The organism is Aeromonas sp. (assembly GCF_050252055.1).
Classification (GTDB): Bacteria; Pseudomonadota; Gammaproteobacteria; order Enterobacterales; family Aeromonadaceae; genus Aeromonas; species Aeromonas caviae.
Window position 1 is genome coordinate 1 of sequence record NZ_JBFWLQ010000003.1, and the last position, 18465, is coordinate 18465.

General features: G+C 58.4%; 18 protein-coding genes. 7 read left to right on the top strand and 11 right to left on the bottom strand.

Features of this window, described 5'->3' with window-relative positions:
* Window positions 1-236: 236 nt before the first annotated feature.
* From AB7E19_RS06070 to thrS, 7 genes are all read right to left on the bottom strand, one after another.
* Complete coding sequence (locus AB7E19_RS06070; protein ID WP_427934736.1) at window positions 237-596, bottom strand: DUF7079 family protein; 360 nt, start codon at window positions 594-596, stop codon at window positions 237-239.
* Complete coding sequence (locus AB7E19_RS06075) at window positions 581-1360, bottom strand: hypothetical protein (RefSeq protein ID WP_427934737.1); 780 nt, start codon at window positions 1358-1360, stop codon at window positions 581-583. Before AB7E19_RS06075 ends, AB7E19_RS06070 begins: the two co-directional genes overlap by 16 nt.
* Window positions 1361-1366: 6 nt before the next feature.
* Window positions 1367-1927 (bottom strand): type VI secretion system PAAR protein, encoded by a 561-nt coding sequence (locus AB7E19_RS06080; protein ID WP_427934738.1) that lies wholly within the window; start codon window positions 1925-1927, stop codon window positions 1367-1369.
* Window positions 1928-2286: 359 nt separating this feature from the next.
* Window positions 2287-2643, bottom strand: a complete 357-nt coding sequence (gene rplT, locus AB7E19_RS06085) for a 50S ribosomal protein L20 (protein WP_010674800.1) — start codon at window positions 2641-2643, stop codon at window positions 2287-2289.
* A gap of 15 nt (window positions 2644-2658) precedes the next feature.
* Window positions 2659-2856, bottom strand: coding sequence for a 50S ribosomal protein L35 (rpmI, locus tag AB7E19_RS06090; RefSeq protein ID WP_005300673.1), 198 nt, complete (start codon window positions 2854-2856; stop codon window positions 2659-2661).
* 86 nt (window positions 2857-2942) lie between these two features.
* Entirely contained in the window at window positions 2943-3491 is a 549-nt protein-coding gene (gene infC / locus AB7E19_RS06095) for a translation initiation factor IF-3 (protein ID WP_026139078.1), read from the bottom strand.
* Between the two features lie 3 nt (window positions 3492-3494).
* A complete protein-coding gene (gene thrS / locus AB7E19_RS06100) occupies window positions 3495-5423 on the bottom strand; it encodes a threonine--tRNA ligase (RefSeq protein WP_010674801.1) in 1929 nt (642 codons plus the stop codon).
* Between the two features lie 325 nt (window positions 5424-5748).
* Between thrS and AB7E19_RS06105 the strand changes: the two genes are divergently transcribed.
* A complete protein-coding gene (locus AB7E19_RS06105; RefSeq protein WP_010674802.1) occupies window positions 5749-5961 on the top strand; it encodes a hypothetical protein in 213 nt (70 codons plus the stop codon).
* A gap of 3 nt (window positions 5962-5964) precedes the next feature.
* Here AB7E19_RS06105 and AB7E19_RS06110 read toward each other — a convergent pair whose 3' ends face one another.
* Complete coding sequence (locus AB7E19_RS06110; protein WP_324063465.1) at window positions 5965-6555, bottom strand: tetratricopeptide repeat protein; 591 nt, start codon at window positions 6553-6555, stop codon at window positions 5965-5967.
* A 174-nt stretch (window positions 6556-6729) separates the two neighbouring features.
* Between AB7E19_RS06110 and AB7E19_RS06115 the strand changes: the two genes are divergently transcribed.
* Window positions 6730-7785: a PA0069 family radical SAM protein gene (locus AB7E19_RS06115; RefSeq protein WP_323925723.1), complete on the top strand. Its 1056-nt coding sequence runs from the start codon at window positions 6730-6732 to the stop codon at window positions 7783-7785.
* Between the two features lie 6 nt (window positions 7786-7791).
* Here AB7E19_RS06115 and AB7E19_RS06120 read toward each other — a convergent pair whose 3' ends face one another.
* Together AB7E19_RS06120 and gyrA are read right to left on the bottom strand one after the other, a co-directional pair.
* Window positions 7792-7965, bottom strand: coding sequence for a hypothetical protein (locus AB7E19_RS06120; protein WP_164882096.1), 174 nt, complete (start codon window positions 7963-7965; stop codon window positions 7792-7794).
* Between the two features lie 304 nt (window positions 7966-8269).
* Window positions 8270-11017 (bottom strand): DNA topoisomerase (ATP-hydrolyzing) subunit A, encoded by a 2748-nt coding sequence (gyrA, locus tag AB7E19_RS06125; protein ID WP_323925721.1) that lies wholly within the window; start codon window positions 11015-11017, stop codon window positions 8270-8272.
* A gap of 199 nt (window positions 11018-11216) precedes the next feature.
* Between gyrA and ubiG the strand changes: the two genes are divergently transcribed.
* From ubiG to yfaE, 5 genes are all read left to right on the top strand, one after another.
* Window positions 11217-11933, top strand: a complete 717-nt coding sequence (ubiG, locus tag AB7E19_RS06130; protein WP_427934739.1) for a bifunctional 2-polyprenyl-6-hydroxyphenol methylase/3-demethylubiquinol 3-O-methyltransferase UbiG — start codon at window positions 11217-11219, stop codon at window positions 11931-11933.
* Complete coding sequence (locus tag AB7E19_RS06135; RefSeq protein ID WP_201872696.1) at window positions 11933-12619, top strand: HAD family hydrolase; 687 nt, start codon at window positions 11933-11935, stop codon at window positions 12617-12619. Before ubiG ends, AB7E19_RS06135 begins: the two co-directional genes overlap by 1 nt.
* 588 nt (window positions 12620-13207) lie before the next feature.
* Entirely contained in the window at window positions 13208-15475 is a 2268-nt protein-coding gene (gene nrdA, locus AB7E19_RS06140; RefSeq protein ID WP_279955996.1) for a class 1a ribonucleoside-diphosphate reductase subunit alpha, read from the top strand.
* A 79-nt stretch (window positions 15476-15554) separates the two neighbouring features.
* Complete coding sequence (gene nrdB / locus AB7E19_RS06145; RefSeq protein ID WP_010674816.1) at window positions 15555-16688, top strand: class Ia ribonucleoside-diphosphate reductase subunit beta; 1134 nt, start codon at window positions 15555-15557, stop codon at window positions 16686-16688.
* Window positions 16689-16736: 48 nt separating this feature from the next.
* The gene (gene yfaE / locus AB7E19_RS06150; protein WP_042863899.1) at window positions 16737-17057 is read left to right on the top strand and encodes a class I ribonucleotide reductase maintenance protein YfaE; all 321 of its coding nucleotides are present in this window, start codon (window positions 16737-16739) and stop codon (window positions 17055-17057) included.
* 133 nt (window positions 17058-17190) lie between these two features.
* Here yfaE and mltA read toward each other — a convergent pair whose 3' ends face one another.
* Window positions 17191-18342: a murein transglycosylase A gene (gene mltA, locus AB7E19_RS06155; protein ID WP_029314565.1), complete on the bottom strand. Its 1152-nt coding sequence runs from the start codon at window positions 18340-18342 to the stop codon at window positions 17191-17193.
* Between the last annotated feature and the right edge of the window lie 123 nt (window positions 18343-18465).

Below are 18465 nucleotides of genomic sequence, written 5' to 3' on the forward strand. Positions count from 1 at the left end.
TCAAGGCAGGATGATGGAAGGACAGACTCCCTACAGCATGTTCAAAAAGGGTCTGAAATTGATACCGAAGGAAGTGCGCACTAAAGTAGCGTAAACAAGACACCGGTTTGAGGCCGGTGTCAGGTGAGAACTAGATCTGTACAACCTATTATTTCAAAGAGTTATGAGTAATTGACGCTGATTTGATAACTGAAATATTGCTGGCTAATACAACAACAGATCCTATCGCAACTTTATCAACTTTGAGTCAGTAGGGCAGATAGCTTGCGCCATTCATCGCCATACTCTCTTCTAAGATATCGTTGTCTGATATTGATAATCCCCTTCCTGACCAAACCTGCACTTTTCTCTTTGGCTATGAGATCTTGGATATCACGCCACAGAACTTCGCTTTCAAAACCAGACCAGACAGGAGGAACCGGAGAGAGGCCATTGCTGTAGCAAACTGGTGCAACCCACTCAAATAGCACGGACTCAACATGATCCAATGGAAAGTTCCTAGCAACTGAAGCGATATAATCATAGTCAACTTCGTTATCAACAAAGATGTCTGATAAAGCTTCGCACAAGTCCTTATCTGTCAGTTGATCTGCCAACGAGTAAATTCCTCTATTTCTTCATCAAGGCTATCGGCAACAACAGAGCCCGCCACACCACCTGCAATACTACCTAATAAAACCAAGGCGATTGCACAAAAAGGAGCACCAGGGCCGCACACAGAAGATACAGCCAAACCGGCCAACCATCCTCCTGCAACACCACCACCTATCTGCATCCCCTGCTTCACCGCTTCTTTAGGCTTGTTATCTGCATTGAGCACTGCGTGAGTTGCCAAAGCTGCAGTGACAATAACCCCTACTTTACCAAGAACTTTAAGGCGGCGATTTGCGGTAGTGAACTTGGGGTTATCGCGGGCAGATGACTCAATGATTTCGTAATGAATCGCTCCTTTCTGCTGGGCAGACAAGCTTTTGAAATCCTTACCAAACTTCTTCTTGGCGTACTTATCAAACAACTGATCCAAAGACGGTGGTGCTTTTTTATGACGCTCAGCCAAAGCTAACCCTTGAGCTGAGGTATATTTTCTATGTTCAGCCATGATCTGATTGCGCATCTCATAGCAAAACTCCGCAGCTTCTTTTACCGATATTTTCTTCGCCGCAGCCAACTGCTTGACCTCTGTAACAACTCTCTTGATGTTCGAGGTATAACTGCTTCTTACATTTGCATCACTAATTGCATCAGTAGAGAACTTGATTGCAGCTCCTTCAAAAGCAGCCAATGCTTTGCTTAAAACAGGGTCTTCAACTGGATGTTGCTGCTTTGCCGAAAAACTACCTTCTACTTGTGCGTATGCCATACACCATTACCCGATGATTTTTCCAAGTAATACTTCCGCTAAACTTTGGCCAATTTGTTCATGCTCAAAGCTCTCAACTTCTAGCTTCACGCACGTAGCCCCCGAGATAGACGAAAACATCACCTGATTCTGCTGATTGAATTGACCCTGAACCACAGAACCATCGTCCAGGGTAGCTATGCACTTGACGCCATCGTAATCAAACGCTGCTGGCATGGTGAAGCCAATCCACTTTGCATTTGAGAGAAGGGAGGAAATTGATGAACTGCCTCCTGGTCCAGAGTCACCAACAGTGACTGTGCCGCCACCAATGATGACCCCTCCGCAAGAAATCCCTTTGCCAGTAAAGGCCAGTGGTTTCCCATTCACAAAAACGCTGCTTGAGCCCGCAGCAATTTCTCTAGGATGAGGTGGGTGATTTGGCTTGTCATGAGGTTCAAGGGGATCACCGACTCTTGCAGCAGGCAAACCATCAATAAAAACATCTGGAGAACCTGCGGTCACCTTTGTAGGTCGAAAACCATCATGGTCTGTGCCGATGTCGCCGACTTTTGCTGCATTGCCCATCTATAAGCCCAAGTGAATCCATTTAAGGGCAACAGTATGAATAATAATGCCACACGTCAACATCAAGATATTGAAATCCAATAGATGTCACAGACTCAAACAGAATCCGTCAATAACTGACGAGTCAAGGCTGATATCACCAACAATGTTTGCCTAAGAGCCTTATCTAGGTAAGCGGGGAGATACTCGCTGATGAGCACAGTACTCGAGGTGAAACTGGCAGAACTGCCGGAGTGACCACATCCAGATAACCCGAGGACAATATGTGGACACAGGGAAGGAAAAAGTGATGAAAAACAGCAAGTTACAGATACAAAAAAGGAGGCCTGAGCCTCCTTTATTTTTATAACAGAGCTGGATTAGACCAGAGCTGCTTTAGCTTTTTCAACCAGGGCGGTGAAAGCCAGCTTGTCGTGAACGGCGATATCGGACAGGATCTTGCGATCGATCTCGATGGAAGCCTTCTTCAGACCGTCGATCAGACGGCTGTAGGACAGGCCGTTCTGACGGGCTGCAGCGTTGATACGCGCAATCCACAGTTGACGGAACTGACGCTTCTTCTGGCGACGGTCACGGTAGGCATACTGACCAGCTTTGGTTACCGCTTGTACCGCTACGCGGTAGACACGGGAACGTGCGCCGTAGTAACCCTTGGCGGCTTTCATTACTTTCTTGTGACGAGCGCGAGCGGTCACACCACGTTTAACTCTTGGCATTTTTCACATCCCCCCTTATGCGTACGGCAGACAAGCGACAACACGTTTGTGGTCGGCAGCGGAAACAAAGAACTTCGGTCCCAGCTGACGCTTACGCTTGCTGCTCTTCTTGGTCAGGATGTGACGCAGGTGGTTATGCTTGCACTTGAAGCGACCTGAGCCAGTCTTCTTGAAGCGCTTTGCCGCGCCCCGGTTGGTTTTCATCTTCGGCATTTCATACTCCGCATTGTGAGTGACAACAAAATCGCAAGGCGAACCGACTCATGGGGCCAGCCCCATGAGTCAATTTCTTGTGGGCCTTAAGATTTCTTCTTGGGTGCGAGGACCATCACAGCTTGACGGCCTTCGACTTTCGGGAATGATTCGACTACGGCCAGCTCTTCCAGATCGTTCTTGACGCGCTCGAGAACCTTGATACCAAGATCCTGGTGGGCCATTTCACGACCACGGAAGCGCAGGGTGACCTTTGCCTTGTCCCCGTCTTCCAGAAAGCGAACCAGGTTGCGTAGTTTTACCTGATAGTCGCCTTCGTCGGTGCCAGGACGGAATTTGATTTCCTTGACCTGGACGACTTTCTGCTTTTTCTTCTGTTCTTTGGTGGTCTTGCTCTTTTCGTAGAGGAATTTGCCGTAATCCATGATCCGGCAAACGGGCGGCTCAGCGTTCGGACTGATCTCGACCAGATCCACTCCAGCCTCAAGGGCCAAGTTCAGCGCATCCTGAATGGAGGTGATGCCAATGGCTTCACCATCCAGACCAGTCAGACGAACTTCTTTCAGACGGATCTCTTCATTGATCCGGTGAGCGCGGGCTTGCGGTTGCTTGCCCAGTTTTTTTCCGCCTTTTATAGCTTATTCCTCCACTTTCTTTTGTCCGCGGGTCTGAACTTCCTGGGTCAACAGAGCAATCAGCTCTTCAACAGGATAAGAGCCCAGGTCAGCCCCTTTACGAGTACGCACTGCAATCTTGCCGGCTTCTACCTCTTTGTCGCCGCAGACCAGCATGAAGGGTACTCGCTTCAAAGTATGCTCGCGGATTTTAAAGCCAATCTTCTCATTTCTCAAGTCCGCTTTTGCGCGAAGGCCCGCATCATTCAATGCCTTGGCAACTTTCACAGCATAATCGGCCTGGTTATCCGTGATATTCATGACCACGGCCTGGGTCGGAGCCAGCCAGGTCGGGAACAGACCGGCGTACTCTTCCGTCAGGATCCCGATGAAGCGCTCCAGCGAGCCCAGAATGGCGCGGTGGATCATCACGGGGATGTGGCGCTCGTTGTCTTCGCCCACATAGGTGGCGCCAAGACGGCCCGGCAGGGCAAAGTCGAGCTGCACGGTACCACACTGCCAGGCACGATCAAGGCAATCGTGCAGGGTGAACTCGATCTTGGGACCGTAGAAAGCCCCCTCGCCCGGTTGCAGGTCGTACTTCAGGCCGTTGAGTTCCAACGCCTCGGCCAGCGCGGCCTCGGCACGATCCCAGGCTTCATCAGAGCCGATACGCTGCTCCGGACGGGTCGAGAGCTTGACCACGATGTTTTCGAAACCGAAGGTACCGTAGACGTCATAGACCATGCGGATGCACGCAGACACCTCTTCCATGATCTGCTCTTCGGTACAGAAGATGTGGGCGTCATCCTGGGTGAAACCCCGTACCCGCATCAGGCCGTGCAGGGAGCCTGACGGCTCGTTGCGGTGGCAGGAGCCGAACTCGGCCATGCGCAACGGCAGATCGCGGTAGGATTTCAGACCCTGGTTGAAAATCTGCACGTGACCCGGGCAGTTCATCGGCTTGATGGCGTACTCGCGGTTTTCGGACTGGGTGGTGAACATGGCCTGGGCGTATTTCTCCCAGTGACCTGAACGCTCCCACAGCACGCGATCCATCATGAAGGGGCCTTTCACTTCCTGATAGTCGTACTCTTTGAGCTTGCCGCGGATGAAGGTTTCCAGCTCGCGGAAGATGGTCCAGCCATCGTTGTGCCAGAACACCATGCCCGGCGCTTCTTCCTGCATGTGGTACAGGTCGAGCTGCTTGCCTATCTTGCGGTGGTCGCGCTTGGCGGCCTCTTCCAGACGCTGCAAATAGGCCTTGAGCTGCTTCTTGTCGGCCCAGGCGGTGCCGTAGATGCGCTGCAGCATCTTGTTGTTGGAGTCGCCGCGCCAGTAGGCGCCGGACATCTTCTGCAACTTGAAGTGGTGGCAATGACGCATGTTGGGCACGTGCGGGCCGCGACACATGTCGATGTACTCTTCGTGATGATAGAGACCGGGCTGGTCATCACGGGCAATGTTCTGATCCAGGATCTCGACCTTGTAGGTCTCGCCACGGGCTTCGAACACGTCGCGCGCTTCCTGCCAGGAGACCTTCTTCTTGATGACGTCGTAATCCTTGGCGGCCAGCGCCAGCATGCGCTCTTCCAGGGCAGCCAGATCTTCGTCGGTCAGGGTGCGGTCGAGATCGATGTCGTAGTAGAAACCGTTGTCGATGACGGGACCGATGGCCATCTTGGTCTGGGGCCAGAGTTGCTTGATGGCATGACCCAGCAGGTGAGCACAGGAGTGGCGCAGAATGTCCAGACCTTCTTCGTCTTTGGCGGTGATGATGGCCAGGGAGGCATCGGCTTCGATCAGCTCGCAAGCATCCACCAGTTCACCGTTTACCCGACCGGCAATGCACGCCTTGGCGAGACCGGGACCGATGTCCGCGGCCACATCCATGACGGAAACGGCGTGGGCAAATTGACGTTGGCTGCCGTCAGGCAGAGTAATGATTGGCATTAGGTGTTTCCTTATACAGTGGTGACCCCTACCAAAGGCCACATGCAGGTTGGAGAAACCCTTTCATGTCCAGCTGTTCACTCCCGAGTTTCACCGTTCACAATACGGTTGGTACACGGCAGTGGCACACCATATGGCGTGTGCAAGGCCATCCATTGAGAGGTACAGCGGGGGATTGTATCAGACGCGACAACCCAGACAAGCTGTCTTGGCGATTTTGCATACCGCCTAAGCGCGGGTGTCAATCTGTCGTACTTGCGAGGGCGCCCTTCTGCTGCCATACCCTGTACCAGATTGAGGCGTCAGCCAAAGCAAGGAGAGCATGATGTACACCTACGACATTTCATTTCCTGAGCATGCAGAAAAGCTGGTTCATCCGGATCACCTTCTTACGACTCACTGTCCCGTTCATATCGGTGAGCTGGTGATCCTGGGTGATGGCAGCAAGCGGGAGGTATGCAGCATCGTCCACAGTGCCGAGCGCAGTACCCTCTATGTCACCGACGTGACGCCCGGCAAAGTCACCGCTAGCCGTTGATCCCTAACCGGCGTTTAGAAAAGAGTGGCCATTGAAATCGAAGGCGCTGCGCCCCTCCTCGGCCAGCGCCATCTCCTGCAACACCTGGAGTGCCATCTTGTTGCCCTTTTGCGAGGCCTGATAGAGCCACTGCTTCGCCTCGGCCAGTTCAACCCGCCCGTTGACCCCCATCAGGTGCAGGATGCCCACCTTCAGCATGGCGGGCACATCACCGTTCCTGGCTGCCAGCTCCATCCAGCGAAACGCCTCGTGCAGATCCCGCTTCACCCCGGCCCCGCGCAGATAGACCTCTCCCAGCCGATACTGGCCGACAGCGTCCCCCGCCTGCGCAGCCTGACGATAGAGTCGGATGGCGCGATCCATATCCTGCTCGCTCCCCTGCCCCACTTCATGGCTCCAACCCATCAGCGCCTGTGCCCGTGGCTGGCCCTGCTCCGCCAGGGGCGACCAGATCCGGGTCGCCTCATCAAAGTGCCCTGTCCGCCAGGCGCGGTTGGCCGCCGCCAGCTCCTGCTCGGTGGAGAGCGGGATCAGACGCCAGATGACCAGCGCAATGAGGGCGATGAAGAGCCAGCGGGCGGTAGTAGGTTGCATGACATTTTCCGTGATCTGGTTCGCATTTCGTCTATGTAAACGAAATGTAGCAACAGATCAAGCAGGAGATCACCTGGGTTCACCCTCTTTCATGGGGTCGCTCTTTGCGAACTTGCAGTTTGACGGGCTACACAGCAAAATAACTGTATATATAAACAGTGTATTGGTGATGTGATGGCAGGACGAGGCGCGAACCACAATGTCGAGCACCGCTTCAGCGGCCCGCAAATCGAAACCGTTGACGACGGCTGGAGTCAGAGCGACTGGGACGCGGCATTTGCCGCCAGCGCTCCCCGCACCGAGGTGACGGAGATCAGTGCCCGCAGCATCATCAGCTACAACGATTCGCCGGATCTTCCCTTCGGTCGCTCCATCAATCCCTATCAGGGGTGCGAGCATGGCTGCATCTACTGCTATGCCAGACCCAGCCACGCCTACCTTGAGCTCTCCCCCGGGCTGGATTTCGAGAGCAAGCTGTTTGCCAAAATCAATGCTGCCGAGCTGCTGCGACGGGAGTTTGCCAAGCCAGCCTATCAGCCACAAACCATCGTGCTGGGGGCCAATACCGATCCCTATCAACCCATCGAGCACCACTATCGCCTGACTCGCGAACTCCTGACGGTGATGCTGGCTCATCGCCATCCGGTAGGGCTCATCACCAAGAGCGCCATGATCCTGCGCGACCTCGATCTGCTGACCGAGCTGGCCCGAGAAGGGTTATGCCAGGTGATGGTGTCGGTAACCACCCTCAATGAGACGCTGAGGCGACAGCTGGAGCCCAGGGCCAGCACGGGGGTTGGGCGGATCAAGGTGATCGAACGACTGGCCAAGGCCGGTGTGCCGGTCGGCGTGCTCGCCGCCCCCATGATCCCCAGGCTCAACGAGCCGGAACTGGAACAGATCATCAAGGCCGCCGTCGACGCCGGGGCGGGCTGTGCGGATTACATCTTGCTGCGATTGCCCCACGAGCTCACCACCCTCTTTTGCGACTGGCTCGATACGCACTATCCCGGCCAGAAAGAGGCGATCCTCAACCAGCTGCGGGCAAGCCGGGGTGGCGCACTCAACAGCGCCACCTTTGGCAGCCGCATGCGAGGTGCAGGACTGTTTGCCGACCTGCTCGCCCAGCGCTTTCGCCTGATCAGCAGGCGGCTGCAACTGGGCAAGCGCCATATAGCACTCAATACGGCCGCCTTCATCCGCCCGGGCGAGCAGTTGCGTCTGTTCTGAGCGCCGTCAGCCCCGTGGTCTCGGCGGGCAGCTCCCCGCTGGGTGGCGCTGTGCAATCAGCTCCGCAGGCAGGCGTGATGGCTCGTGCGCCACCTCCTCCTCATCCACCCTAAGGCGCGCCTTCTCCTGCCCTCCCCACATCCGGCTCCACCAGATCTCCCACATTACCCAGCTCGTCATTACAGTGCTCCTGGCAAGCGATGCCTGCCTCTGTGGTGGCCTCATTCAACGCAGGCAGCATGGCTGGCCGTCATGACAGGGCCATGACAGTCGAGTGAAGGAATCGTGTTGATGCGATGGGACCAACCCTGCATATCAGGAAGATGACGCCGTGGCAGGCAGGGCTGCATGCACGGCAGACGGAGCCTGGCAGCAGAAAAGAGGGCGCCAGGGCAAGCACAGGGACGGGGAGAGCCTGCGGTGAGGCGGACAAAAAAAGAGCGACCATCAAGGTCGCTCTTTTGCACCGGACAAAGGGGGACGATTACTCGTCGCCCGCCTCCCCAGTATCGACGGAGCCAGCGTCCGCTGCGGTGTCGGTGCCTTCAGACACCTCCCCTTCAACAGCCAGGGCCTCGGTTTCCTCTTCGTCGCTCTCGGCAACGCGCTGCAGACCGACTACGGTCTCGTCTTCACCGGTACGGATCAGACGCACACCGCCGGTGTTGCGGCCGATGACGCTCACCTCGGACACCCGGGTACGAACCAGGGTACCGCCGTTGGTAATCAGCATGATCTGGTCGGTATCTTCGACCTGGATCGCATCGATCACCTTGCCGTTGCGCTCATCCACCTTGATGGAGATGACGCCCTGGGTACCACGGCTCTTGGTCGGGTACTCGTCCAGCGCGGTGCGCTTGCCGTAACCGTTCTCGGTGGCGGTGAGGATGGCACCATCACCACGGGGCACGATGAGGGAGACCACCTTGTCACCGGCGCCCAGCTTGATGCCGCGCACACCGGCAGCGGTACGACCCATGGGACGTACGCCCTTGAAGGTGCCCTTGCTTTCGGTGCCTTCGCCGTTGTCGCTGCCGTCATCGTCGTTGCCGGCGTCGTCATCGGTGTCGACTTCGTCAGTGGCATCGGCATCGGCGCGACCGCTGCCTTCCGCGAAGCGAACCACCTTGCCCGCATCGGAGAAGAGCATGATCTCGTTGCTGCCATCTGTGATGTCCACCCCGATCAGCTCATCACCCTCTTTGAGGTTGATGGCACGGATACCGGAGGAGAGCGGACGGCTGAAGTCAGACAGGCTGGTCTTCTTCACGGTGCCGTTGGCGGTAGCGAAGAAGACATACTTGTCGGCGTCATATTCTTTCACCGGCAGGATGGCGGTGATGCGCTCACCCTCATCCAGCGGCAGCAGGTTGATGATCGGACGACCGCGGGCGCCACGGGACGCTTCCGGCAGCTGATACACCTTGAGCCAGTAGACCTTGCCACGGGTGGAGAAGCACAGAATGGTGTCGTGGGTGTTGGCCACCAGCAGACGCTCCACAAAGTCCTCTTCCTTGATCCGGGTGGCCGACTTGCCACGACCACCGCGACGTTGGGCCTCGTAGTCCGAGAGCGGCTGATACTTCACATAGCCCTGGTGAGACAAGGTAACGACCACGTCTTCCGGGGTGATCAGATCTTCGATGTTGATCTCGGCACTGGACATGCTGATCTCGGTGCGACGCTCGTCGCCGTACTGCTCGCGCACGGCCAGCAGCTCGTCACGGATCACTTCCATCAGGCGCTCGGGGCTTGCCAGGATGTGCAGCAGCTCGGCGATGAGATCCAGCAGAGATTGGTACTCTTCCAGGATCTTCTCGTGCTCGAGGCCGGTCAGCTTGTGCAGACGCAGGTCAAGGATGGCCTGGGCCTGGATCTCTGTCAGGAAGTACTGCCCTTCACGGATGCCGAACTCGGGCTCCAGCCACTCGGGGCGAGCCGCGTCGTCGCCCGCTTTTTCCAGCATGGCGGCCACGTTGCCGAGCTCCCAGCCCTTGGCTACCAGGGCGGCTTTCGCATCCGCCGGGGTCGCACTGTGGCGAATGAGCTCGATGATGGGGTCGATGTTGGCCAATGCCACCGCCAACCCTTCCAGGATGTGCGCCCGATCCCGCGCCTTGCGCAGCTCGAACACGGTCCGGCGGGTCACCACTTCACGGCGGTGCAGCAGGAACGCATCCAGGATCTCTTTGAGGTTCATCACCTTGGGCTGGTTGTTGTCCAGCGCCACCATGTTGATGCCGAACGTGGTCTGCATCTGGGTGTGCTTGTAGAGATTGTTCAGCACAATCTCGCCGGACTCGCCACGCTTGATCTCGATGACGATGCGCATGCCGTCTTTGTCGGACTCATCGCGCAGGGCGCTGATGCCCTCGATTTTCTTCTCTTTGACCAGCTCGGCGATCTTCTCGATCAGGCGAGCCTTGTTCACCTGATAGGGGATCTCGTGAACGATGATGGTCTCGCGACTGGTCTTCTCGTCCACCTCCACTTCAGCCTTGGCCCGCACATAGACGGAGCCGCGACCGGTACGGTACGCCTGCACGATGCCGGAACGACCGTTGATGATGCCGCCGGTGGGGAAATCCGGGCCGGTGACATGGGTCATCAGCTCGTCAATGGTGAGGTCGCCGTTTTCGATCAGCGCCAGGCAGCCGTTGACAATCTCGGTGAGGTTGTGAGGCGGGATGTTGGTCGCCATGCCCACCGCGATACCGGAGGAGCCGTTGACCAGCAAGGTTGGGACCTTGGTGGGCATAACAGCCGGGATCATCTCGGTACCGTCGTAGTTCGGCACCCAGTCCACGGTCTCTTTGTCCAGATCGGCCAGCAGCTCGTGGGAGATGCGCGCCATCCGCACTTCGGTGTAACGCATGGCCGCGGCGTTGTCGCCGTCCACCGAACCGAAGTTGCCCTGACCGTCGACCAGCATGTAGCGCATGGAGAAATCCTGCGCCATCCGGACGATGGTGTCATACACGGCGCTGTCGCCATGCGGGTGATATTTACCGATTACGTCACCGACCACACGGGCCGATTTTTTATAGGGCTTGTTCCAGTCGTTCCCCAGCTCGTTCATTGCATACAGAACGCGGCGGTGAACCGGTTTCAAGCCATCACGCACATCCGGCAGAGCTCGTCCTACGATCACGCTCATGGCGTAATCCAGATAGGAACTCTTGAGCTCTTCTTCGATGTTGACCGGCGTGATCTCTCTGGCCAGATCGCTCATAGAAAGCCTTAATCCCTAATTAGTTGTTCTTTGGCTTAAACAGCGCGACATGGTAACACACTGAGCCAAATACATTAAGCCACAAATCCGATGAGCATATCGGGCTGGTGCGACGAGGTCGGTCCGTTATAATGCGCGCCAGGACAATAGATTGCGCGCGCCCAGCCCGCTGCGCGCCTTGCCACAGGATCATCAAAACATGAATAGTGATGCCAATGTCGATCTGACAGAAATCGCCAAATTTGAAGCCATCGCCTCCCGCTGGTGGGACATGGAGGGCGAATTCAAGCCGCTGCATCAAATCAACCCGGTGCGCCTTGACTGGATCACCGACAAGAGCGGCGGCCTGTTTGGCAAGCGCGTGCTCGACATCGGCTGCGGTGGCGGCATCCTCTCCGAGAGCATGGCCCGCCGGGGTGCCCGCATCACCGGCATCGACATGGGCAAGGAACCCCTCGGCGTCGCCCGCCTGCACGCGCTGGAACAAGGTGTGGAGCTCGAGTACCGCCAGATCACCGCCGAAGCCCACGCCGATGAAGCGCCTGGCCAGTATGACGTGGTTACCTGCATGGAGATGCTGGAGCACGTGCCGGACCCGGCCTCGGTGCTGCGCGCCATCGCCATCCTGGTACGACCGGGGGGCAAGGTGTTCGTCTCCACCATCAACCGCAACCCCAAAGCCTATCTGATGATGATCCTCGGGGCCGAGTACCTGATGAAGATGGTCCCCAAGGGCACTCACGATCACAAGAAGTTCATCACCCCCGCCGAACTCTGTCGCATGGGGGAAGCGGCGGGCCTGCTGGTGCGGGACATGAGCGGCGTTCACTACGCCCCGCTCTCCAACAGCTTCAAGCTCGGCAAGAATGTCGACGTCAACTACATGGTGGCGTTCGAGCGCCCGGAGCAAGGCTGATGAGCACACCTCACCCGATGCCCCTGCGCTGCGTGCTGTTTGATCTGGACGGCACCCTGCTCGACACCGCCCCAGACCTTGGCGCCGCCGTCAATCACGTGCTGATAAGCGAAGGCTTTGCCCCGCTCTCTGACGACATCATCCGTCAGACCACCTCCCACGGGGCCCTCGGGCTGCTCAGGGCCGGTCTTGGGGACGAGCTGCTGGAGGAGCTGGGGGCCACCCGCCTTCGCACCGCCCTGCTCGACTACTACGCCGCCAACCTCTGCGTCGGCACCCGTCCCTATGAAGGCATGGTGGATCTCATCGAGTGGCTCGACGAGAAAAAGCTGCCCTGGGGCATTGTCACCAACAAGCCGGGCTTTCTCACCGAACCGCTCCTGGCAGCCCTGCCCGAACTCGCCAGTTGCGGCGTGACGGTGAGCGCCGACACCTTGCCGGTGCGCAAGCCCGACCCCGCCCCCATGTTCTTTGCCTGCGAGCGCCTCGGCATCGCGGCCAGCCAGTGTCTCTATGTGGGGGATCACGTGCGCGACATCGAGGCTGGCCGCAATGCCGGCATGCGTACCGCGGTGGCTGGCTGGGGTTATCTCAATGATGACGAGGATCCGGCCCTCTGGGGCGCCGATCTTCACTTTGATACCGTGCAGGCCCTGCACCACTGGCTGCGCTACGAGCTGAGCTGACACGTTCATTGCCCATGAGCGACAAGGCATCCGGATAGAGGTGGATCTGCGGGGCAACTTTGATGTTGTCCCGATGGCCATGTGGGCATCGGCCCCGGCGCGCAGCTCCCCCCGCAGCACACCAGAGGGATCCCGGACGATCCCTCTTTTTACAGGCTTGGCAACCCCCCGAACGGCGTAACAGGACACCTTTTGACCCTGACTGCACAAGGGATGAGCAGGCCGGATTTGCTAGTAAAAACACCCTGCTTTCGCAAGCAAAAAAAGTTATTTTAATTTTCCATCTTCGATCGCCGGACTTGCATTTGACGGATCGGACGGATGAAAACCCGTTCGCTGTGAGCGTCCACTAACTCCCGTCCCGACACCCACAATTTATCCACAGCTAATGCGTTATCCACAGATTGCATTACCGCATCGACCTCACTATCTTGTAGTTCGCATTAAAAATAACACTACATCTTGTGATTCATCGCACAATCCCTACCCAGTTTCCCTCGACAGACGGAGCCGGGTTGCGTCATTGTGCGATGGCTTTTCGGGAATCAACCGATACCGGCAGGTATCAATGAAAGGGGTCATCAGCCAATGAACTTGTTTGTGACGAAGCGTAACGGACACAAAGAACCCATCGATCTGGATAAAATTCACCGCGTGCTCGACTGGGCTGCCGAGAAGCTCGACAACGTGTCGGTCTCCCAGGTGGAGCTCAAGTCCCACATCCAGTTCTATGACGGTATCCGTACCGCCGACATCCACGAGACCATCATCAAGGCTGCAGCTGACCTCATCTCCGAGCAAAGCCCGGACTACCAGTACATGGCTGCCCGTCTGGCCATCTTCCACCTGCGCAAGAAGGCCTACGGCCAGTTCGAGCCGCCCCACCTGTATCAGCACGTCGCCAGACTGGTGGACATGGGCAAGTACGACAAGCACCTGCTGGAAGACTACAGCCAGGCGGAATTTGAGGAGCTGAACGGCTACCTCGATCACTGGCGCGACATGGACTTCTCCTACGCGGCGGTCAAGCAGCTCGAAGGCAAGTACCTGGTCCAGAACCGTGTCACCGGCGAGATCTACGAGAGCCCGCAGTTCCTCTACATCCTGGTAGCGGCCTGCCTCTTCTCCAAGTATCCGAAAGATACCCGTCTGGACTACATCAAGCGCTTCTATGATGCGGTCTCGACCTTCAAGATCTCCCTGCCGACCCCGATCATGAGCGGCGTGCGCACCCCGACCCGCCAGTTCAGCTCCTGCGTGCTGATCGAGTGCGACGACAGCCTGGATTCCATCAATGCCACCGCCAGCGCCATCGTGCGCTACGTGTCCCAGCGCGCCGGCATCGGCATCAACGCTGGTCGCATCCGTGGTCTGGGCAGCCCCATCCGTGGCGGCGAAGCCTTCCACACCGGCTGCATCCCCTTCTACAAATACTTCCAGACTGCGGTGAAGTGCTGCTCCCAGGGCGGCGTGCGCGGCGGTGCGGCCACCCTGTTCTACCCGCTGTGGCACACCGAGGTGGAGAGCCTGCTGGTACTGAAGAACAACCGCGGCGTGGAAGAGAACCGGGTCCGTCACATGGACTACGGCGTGCAGATCAACAAGCTGATGTACCAGCGCCTCATCAAGGGCGGCGATATCACCTTGTTCTCCCCGTCCGATGCACCCGGCCTCTATGACGCCTTCTTCGCGGACCAGGACAAGTTTGAAGCGCTCTACGTCAAGTACGAGCAGGACCCGGCCATTCGCAAGAAGACCCTCAAGGCGGTGGATCTCTTCTCCCTGATGATGCAGGAGCGCGCCGGTACCGGTCGCATCTACATCCAGAACGTGGATCACTGCAACACCCACAGCCCGTTCGACCCGTCCGTGGCGCCGGTGCGCCAGTCCAACCTCTGCCTCGAGATTGCGCTGCCCACCAAGCCGCTCAACAACGTGGATGACGAGGACGGCGAGATTGCCCTGTGCACCCTCTCCGCCTTCAACCTGGGCGCCATCGAGAAGCTGGAAGATCTGGAAGAGATGGCCGAGCTGGCCGTGCGCGCTCTGGACGCCCTGCTCGACTATCAGGACTACCCGCTCAAGGCCGCCAAGAAGGGCAGCATGAACCGCCGCACTCTGGGGATCGGCGTCATCAACTACGCCTACTACCTGGCGAAAAACGGTGCCCGCTACTCCGATGGTTCCGGTCTGGCCCTGACCCACCGCACCTTCGAGGCGATCCAGTACTACCTGCTGAAAGCCTCCGTGCAACTGGCCCGCGAGTTCGGCCCCTGCCCGGCCTTCAACGAGACCACCTATGCCCAGGGTATCCTGCCCATCGATACCTATAAAAAGGATCTGGACACCCTGTGCAATGAACCCCTGCACCTGGACTGGGAAACCTTGCGCGAAGAGATCAAGACCGTGGGTCTGCGCAACTCCACCCTGACCGCCCTGATGCCGAGCGAGACCTCCAGCCAGATCTCCAACGCCACCAACGGCATCGAGCCGCCCCGCGGCCTGGTGTCGGTGAAAGCCTCCAAGGACGGCATCCTCAAGCAGGTGGTACCGGAGTACCACCGCCTGAAGGATCAGTACGAACTGCTGTGGAAACAGCCGAGCGTCGACGGTTACCTGCAGCTGGTCGGCATCATGCAGAAGTTCGTGGATCAGGCGATCTCCGCCAACACCAACTACGACCCGGCCCGCTTCGAAGGCAACAAGGTGCCGATGAAGCAGTTGCTCAAAGACTTGCTGACCGCCTACAAATACGGTCTCAAGACCCTCTACTATCACAACACCCGTGATGGTGCCGACGACACCCAGACCGATCTGCAAGATGACGGCTGCGCTGGCGGGGCTTGCAAGATCTAACCGCGAAACGCACTGATAAACCGGGCGGGAGCATCAAGCTCCCGCCCTCCTGTTTTCCCTATTTCACGGCATTCTAACCATGGCTTACTCTACTTTTTGCCAGACCCAAAACGATCAGCTCAAGGAGCCGATGTTCTTCGGCCAGTCGGTCAACGTGGCCCGTTATGACCAGCAAAAGCACGACATCTTCGAGCGGCTGATCGAGAAGCAGCTCTCCTTCTTCTGGCGCCCGGAAGAGGTGGATGTCTCCCACGACCGCATCGACTTCCAGGCTCTGCCGCCCCACGAGCAGCACATCTTCATCTCCAACCTGAAGTACCAGACCCTGCTGGATTCCATTCAGGGCCGCAGCCCCAACGTGGCCCTGCTGCCCCTGGTCTCCATCCCGGAGCTGGAGACCTGGATCGAGACCTGGGCCTTCTCCGAGACCATCCACTCTCGCTCCTACACCCACATCATCCGCAACATCGTCAACAACCCGGGCCAGGTGTTCGACGACATCGTGACCAACGAGCAGATCTTGAAGCGCGCCGGCTCCATCAGCCACTTCTATGACGATCTCATCGAGGCCACCTCCGTCTATCACCTGCACGGTGAGGGGACCCACCGGATCGGGGATCGCGAAGTCACCATCAGCCTTCGGGAGCTCAAGAAGAAGCTCTACCTGTGCCTGATGAGCGTCAACGCCCTCGAAGCAATCCGCTTCTACGTGAGCTTCGCCTGCTCCTTCGCCTTCGCCGAGCGCGAGCTGATGGAAGGCAATGCCAAGATCATCAAGATGATCGCCCGTGACGAGGCCCTGCACCTGACCGGCACCCAGCACATGCTGAACCTGATGCGCAGCGGCAACGACGACCCCGACATGGCGGAGATCGCCGTCGAGTGCGAGCAGGCCTGCTTCGAGCTGTTCAAGGAAGCAGCCCTGCAGGAGAAGGAGTGGGCCGAGTACCTGTTCCAGGATGGCTCCATGATCGGCCTGAACAAGGACATCCTCTGCCAGTACGTGGAATACATCACCAACCTGCGCATGGCGGCCGTCGGCCTGCAACCGGCCTTTGCCGGCACCAAGCAGAACCCCATCCCCTGGATCAACACCTGGCTCTCCTCCGACAACGTGCAGGTGGCGCCCCAGGAAGTGGAAGTAAGCTCCTATCTGGTGGGTCAGATAGACAGTGAAGTGCACGCCGACGATCTGGGTGACTTCGAGCTGTGATGCAAGGCGACCTCTGCTGGCAGACCATGATGCGGGAGAGCGACGTCCGTGAGTGACGCCACCGCCACCCTGAACGCGCCCCTGCATACCGCCACCACGGCGCCGGAGGGGCAAGCCCCCCAGGTACAGACCCTGGACGGTGTGCTGCACCCCCATCCCGGCGAAAGCGTGCTGGAGACCCTGGAGCGCCACGGCCATCACGTGGAGTTCCAGTGCCGCAGCGGCTATTGCGGCGCCTGCCGTACCCCGCTGCTGGCGGGCAAGGTGCACTACGCCGCCGTCCCGCTCGCCTTTGTCTCCCAGGGGGAGTGCCTCCCCTGCTGCTGCCAGCCGGTGGGCGCCATCAAGCTCGATATCCGAAAGGGCTGACGGCCCTTGTCGCCAGATCTGCCCTGCAAACAAAAAGCCGCCGGATTGCTCCGGCGGCTTTTTTCATGGGAATCTCCCGTCTCTTGAGGGAAATGAGGGGCCATGGCCCCTCTTACATTACAACCCGGGGGCGTTACAACCAGGGGGCGGCGGTCGGCCCGTGGTGCAGACCCAGCTTCCAGACCCGGCCAAAGTGCTTGTAGTGACCGGCCGCGACACCGGCTTTCTCCCCCATGCCGTGGTAGAGGTCAAGGTGGCCCTTCTTCACCGCGCCCCCCACATCCAGCGCAATCAACAGCCGCAGCTGGTGCTTGCCGGTCCAGTTGCCCTCTTTGTCCAGCAGCGGTACTTCCGCCAGGATCGGCGTGCCCATCGGCAGCAGGGTCTTGTCGGCAGCCACCGCCGCCATGGGCAAGAGCGGAATGCCGGCAGCCCCCACCACGTCATTGGTGGGACGGCGCTCGAAGAAGACATAGGAAGGGTTCTGCTCCACCAGCTCCTTCACGCTCTCTTCCGGCTGACGGTTGGCCCACTCCTTGATGGCCTTCATGGACATCTGCTCCTTGGGCACTTCGCCACGGTCGATGAGCACCCGGCCAATGCTGACATAGCCGTGGCCGTTCTTGCCGCTGTAACCGAGGTACTGCAACCGGTCGTCATCGCCGTAGTGAACGAAGCCGGAACCCTGCACGTCCATCAGGAAGTTGTCGATGAGGGATTTGCTGTAGCCCAGCTCCAGCCCCCGGTTGGCCAGCGCCCCCCGGTGGATCTCGGCCCGGCTAGGGCAGCGACCGCCGCAGTTGGGCATGGCATAGATGGGATACTTGTACTGGGCGTCCGGGCGATGGCGCACCTCCAGCACCGGCGAGTAGTAGCCGGTGAAGAGCACGTTGCCCATGCGGTCGGCACCGCCAAGCTGCGCCAGGCTGATGCCGTACTGGGTGATATGGGCGGGATTGCCCCCATTGGCGACCCAGCGTGAGAGTTGACGGTAAAGCTCACCGTAGCGGCTCGCCATGCGGCCGGAGCGTTCCATCACCATCCGGCTCTGGGGACCGAACTTGCTGTAATCGGCGCGGGCGCGGCTGTTGACCCGCTCCACCCGCACCAGATCCCCCGGCAGGGCACCATCCAGATACTGCTTACCCAGATTCACAGGGATCTCGCAGTTCAGAAAACATCCGGACTCCGCCTTCTTCTGGGGCACCTTGACCGGTTCAGGGTTGCCCGCACAACCGGCCAGCCCCACCACGGCGGCGGCCAACCAGTACGCATGTCTATTCATATGTCCTCATATAACACCGAGTGTCTTGCACGGCGGGGAAGATGCCAAAATTGCCCGGGGAAAGCAAACGCCTTCACGCCCCTGACGACGGATTTCTCCTGCCGTGATCTTCTGGGTTATAAC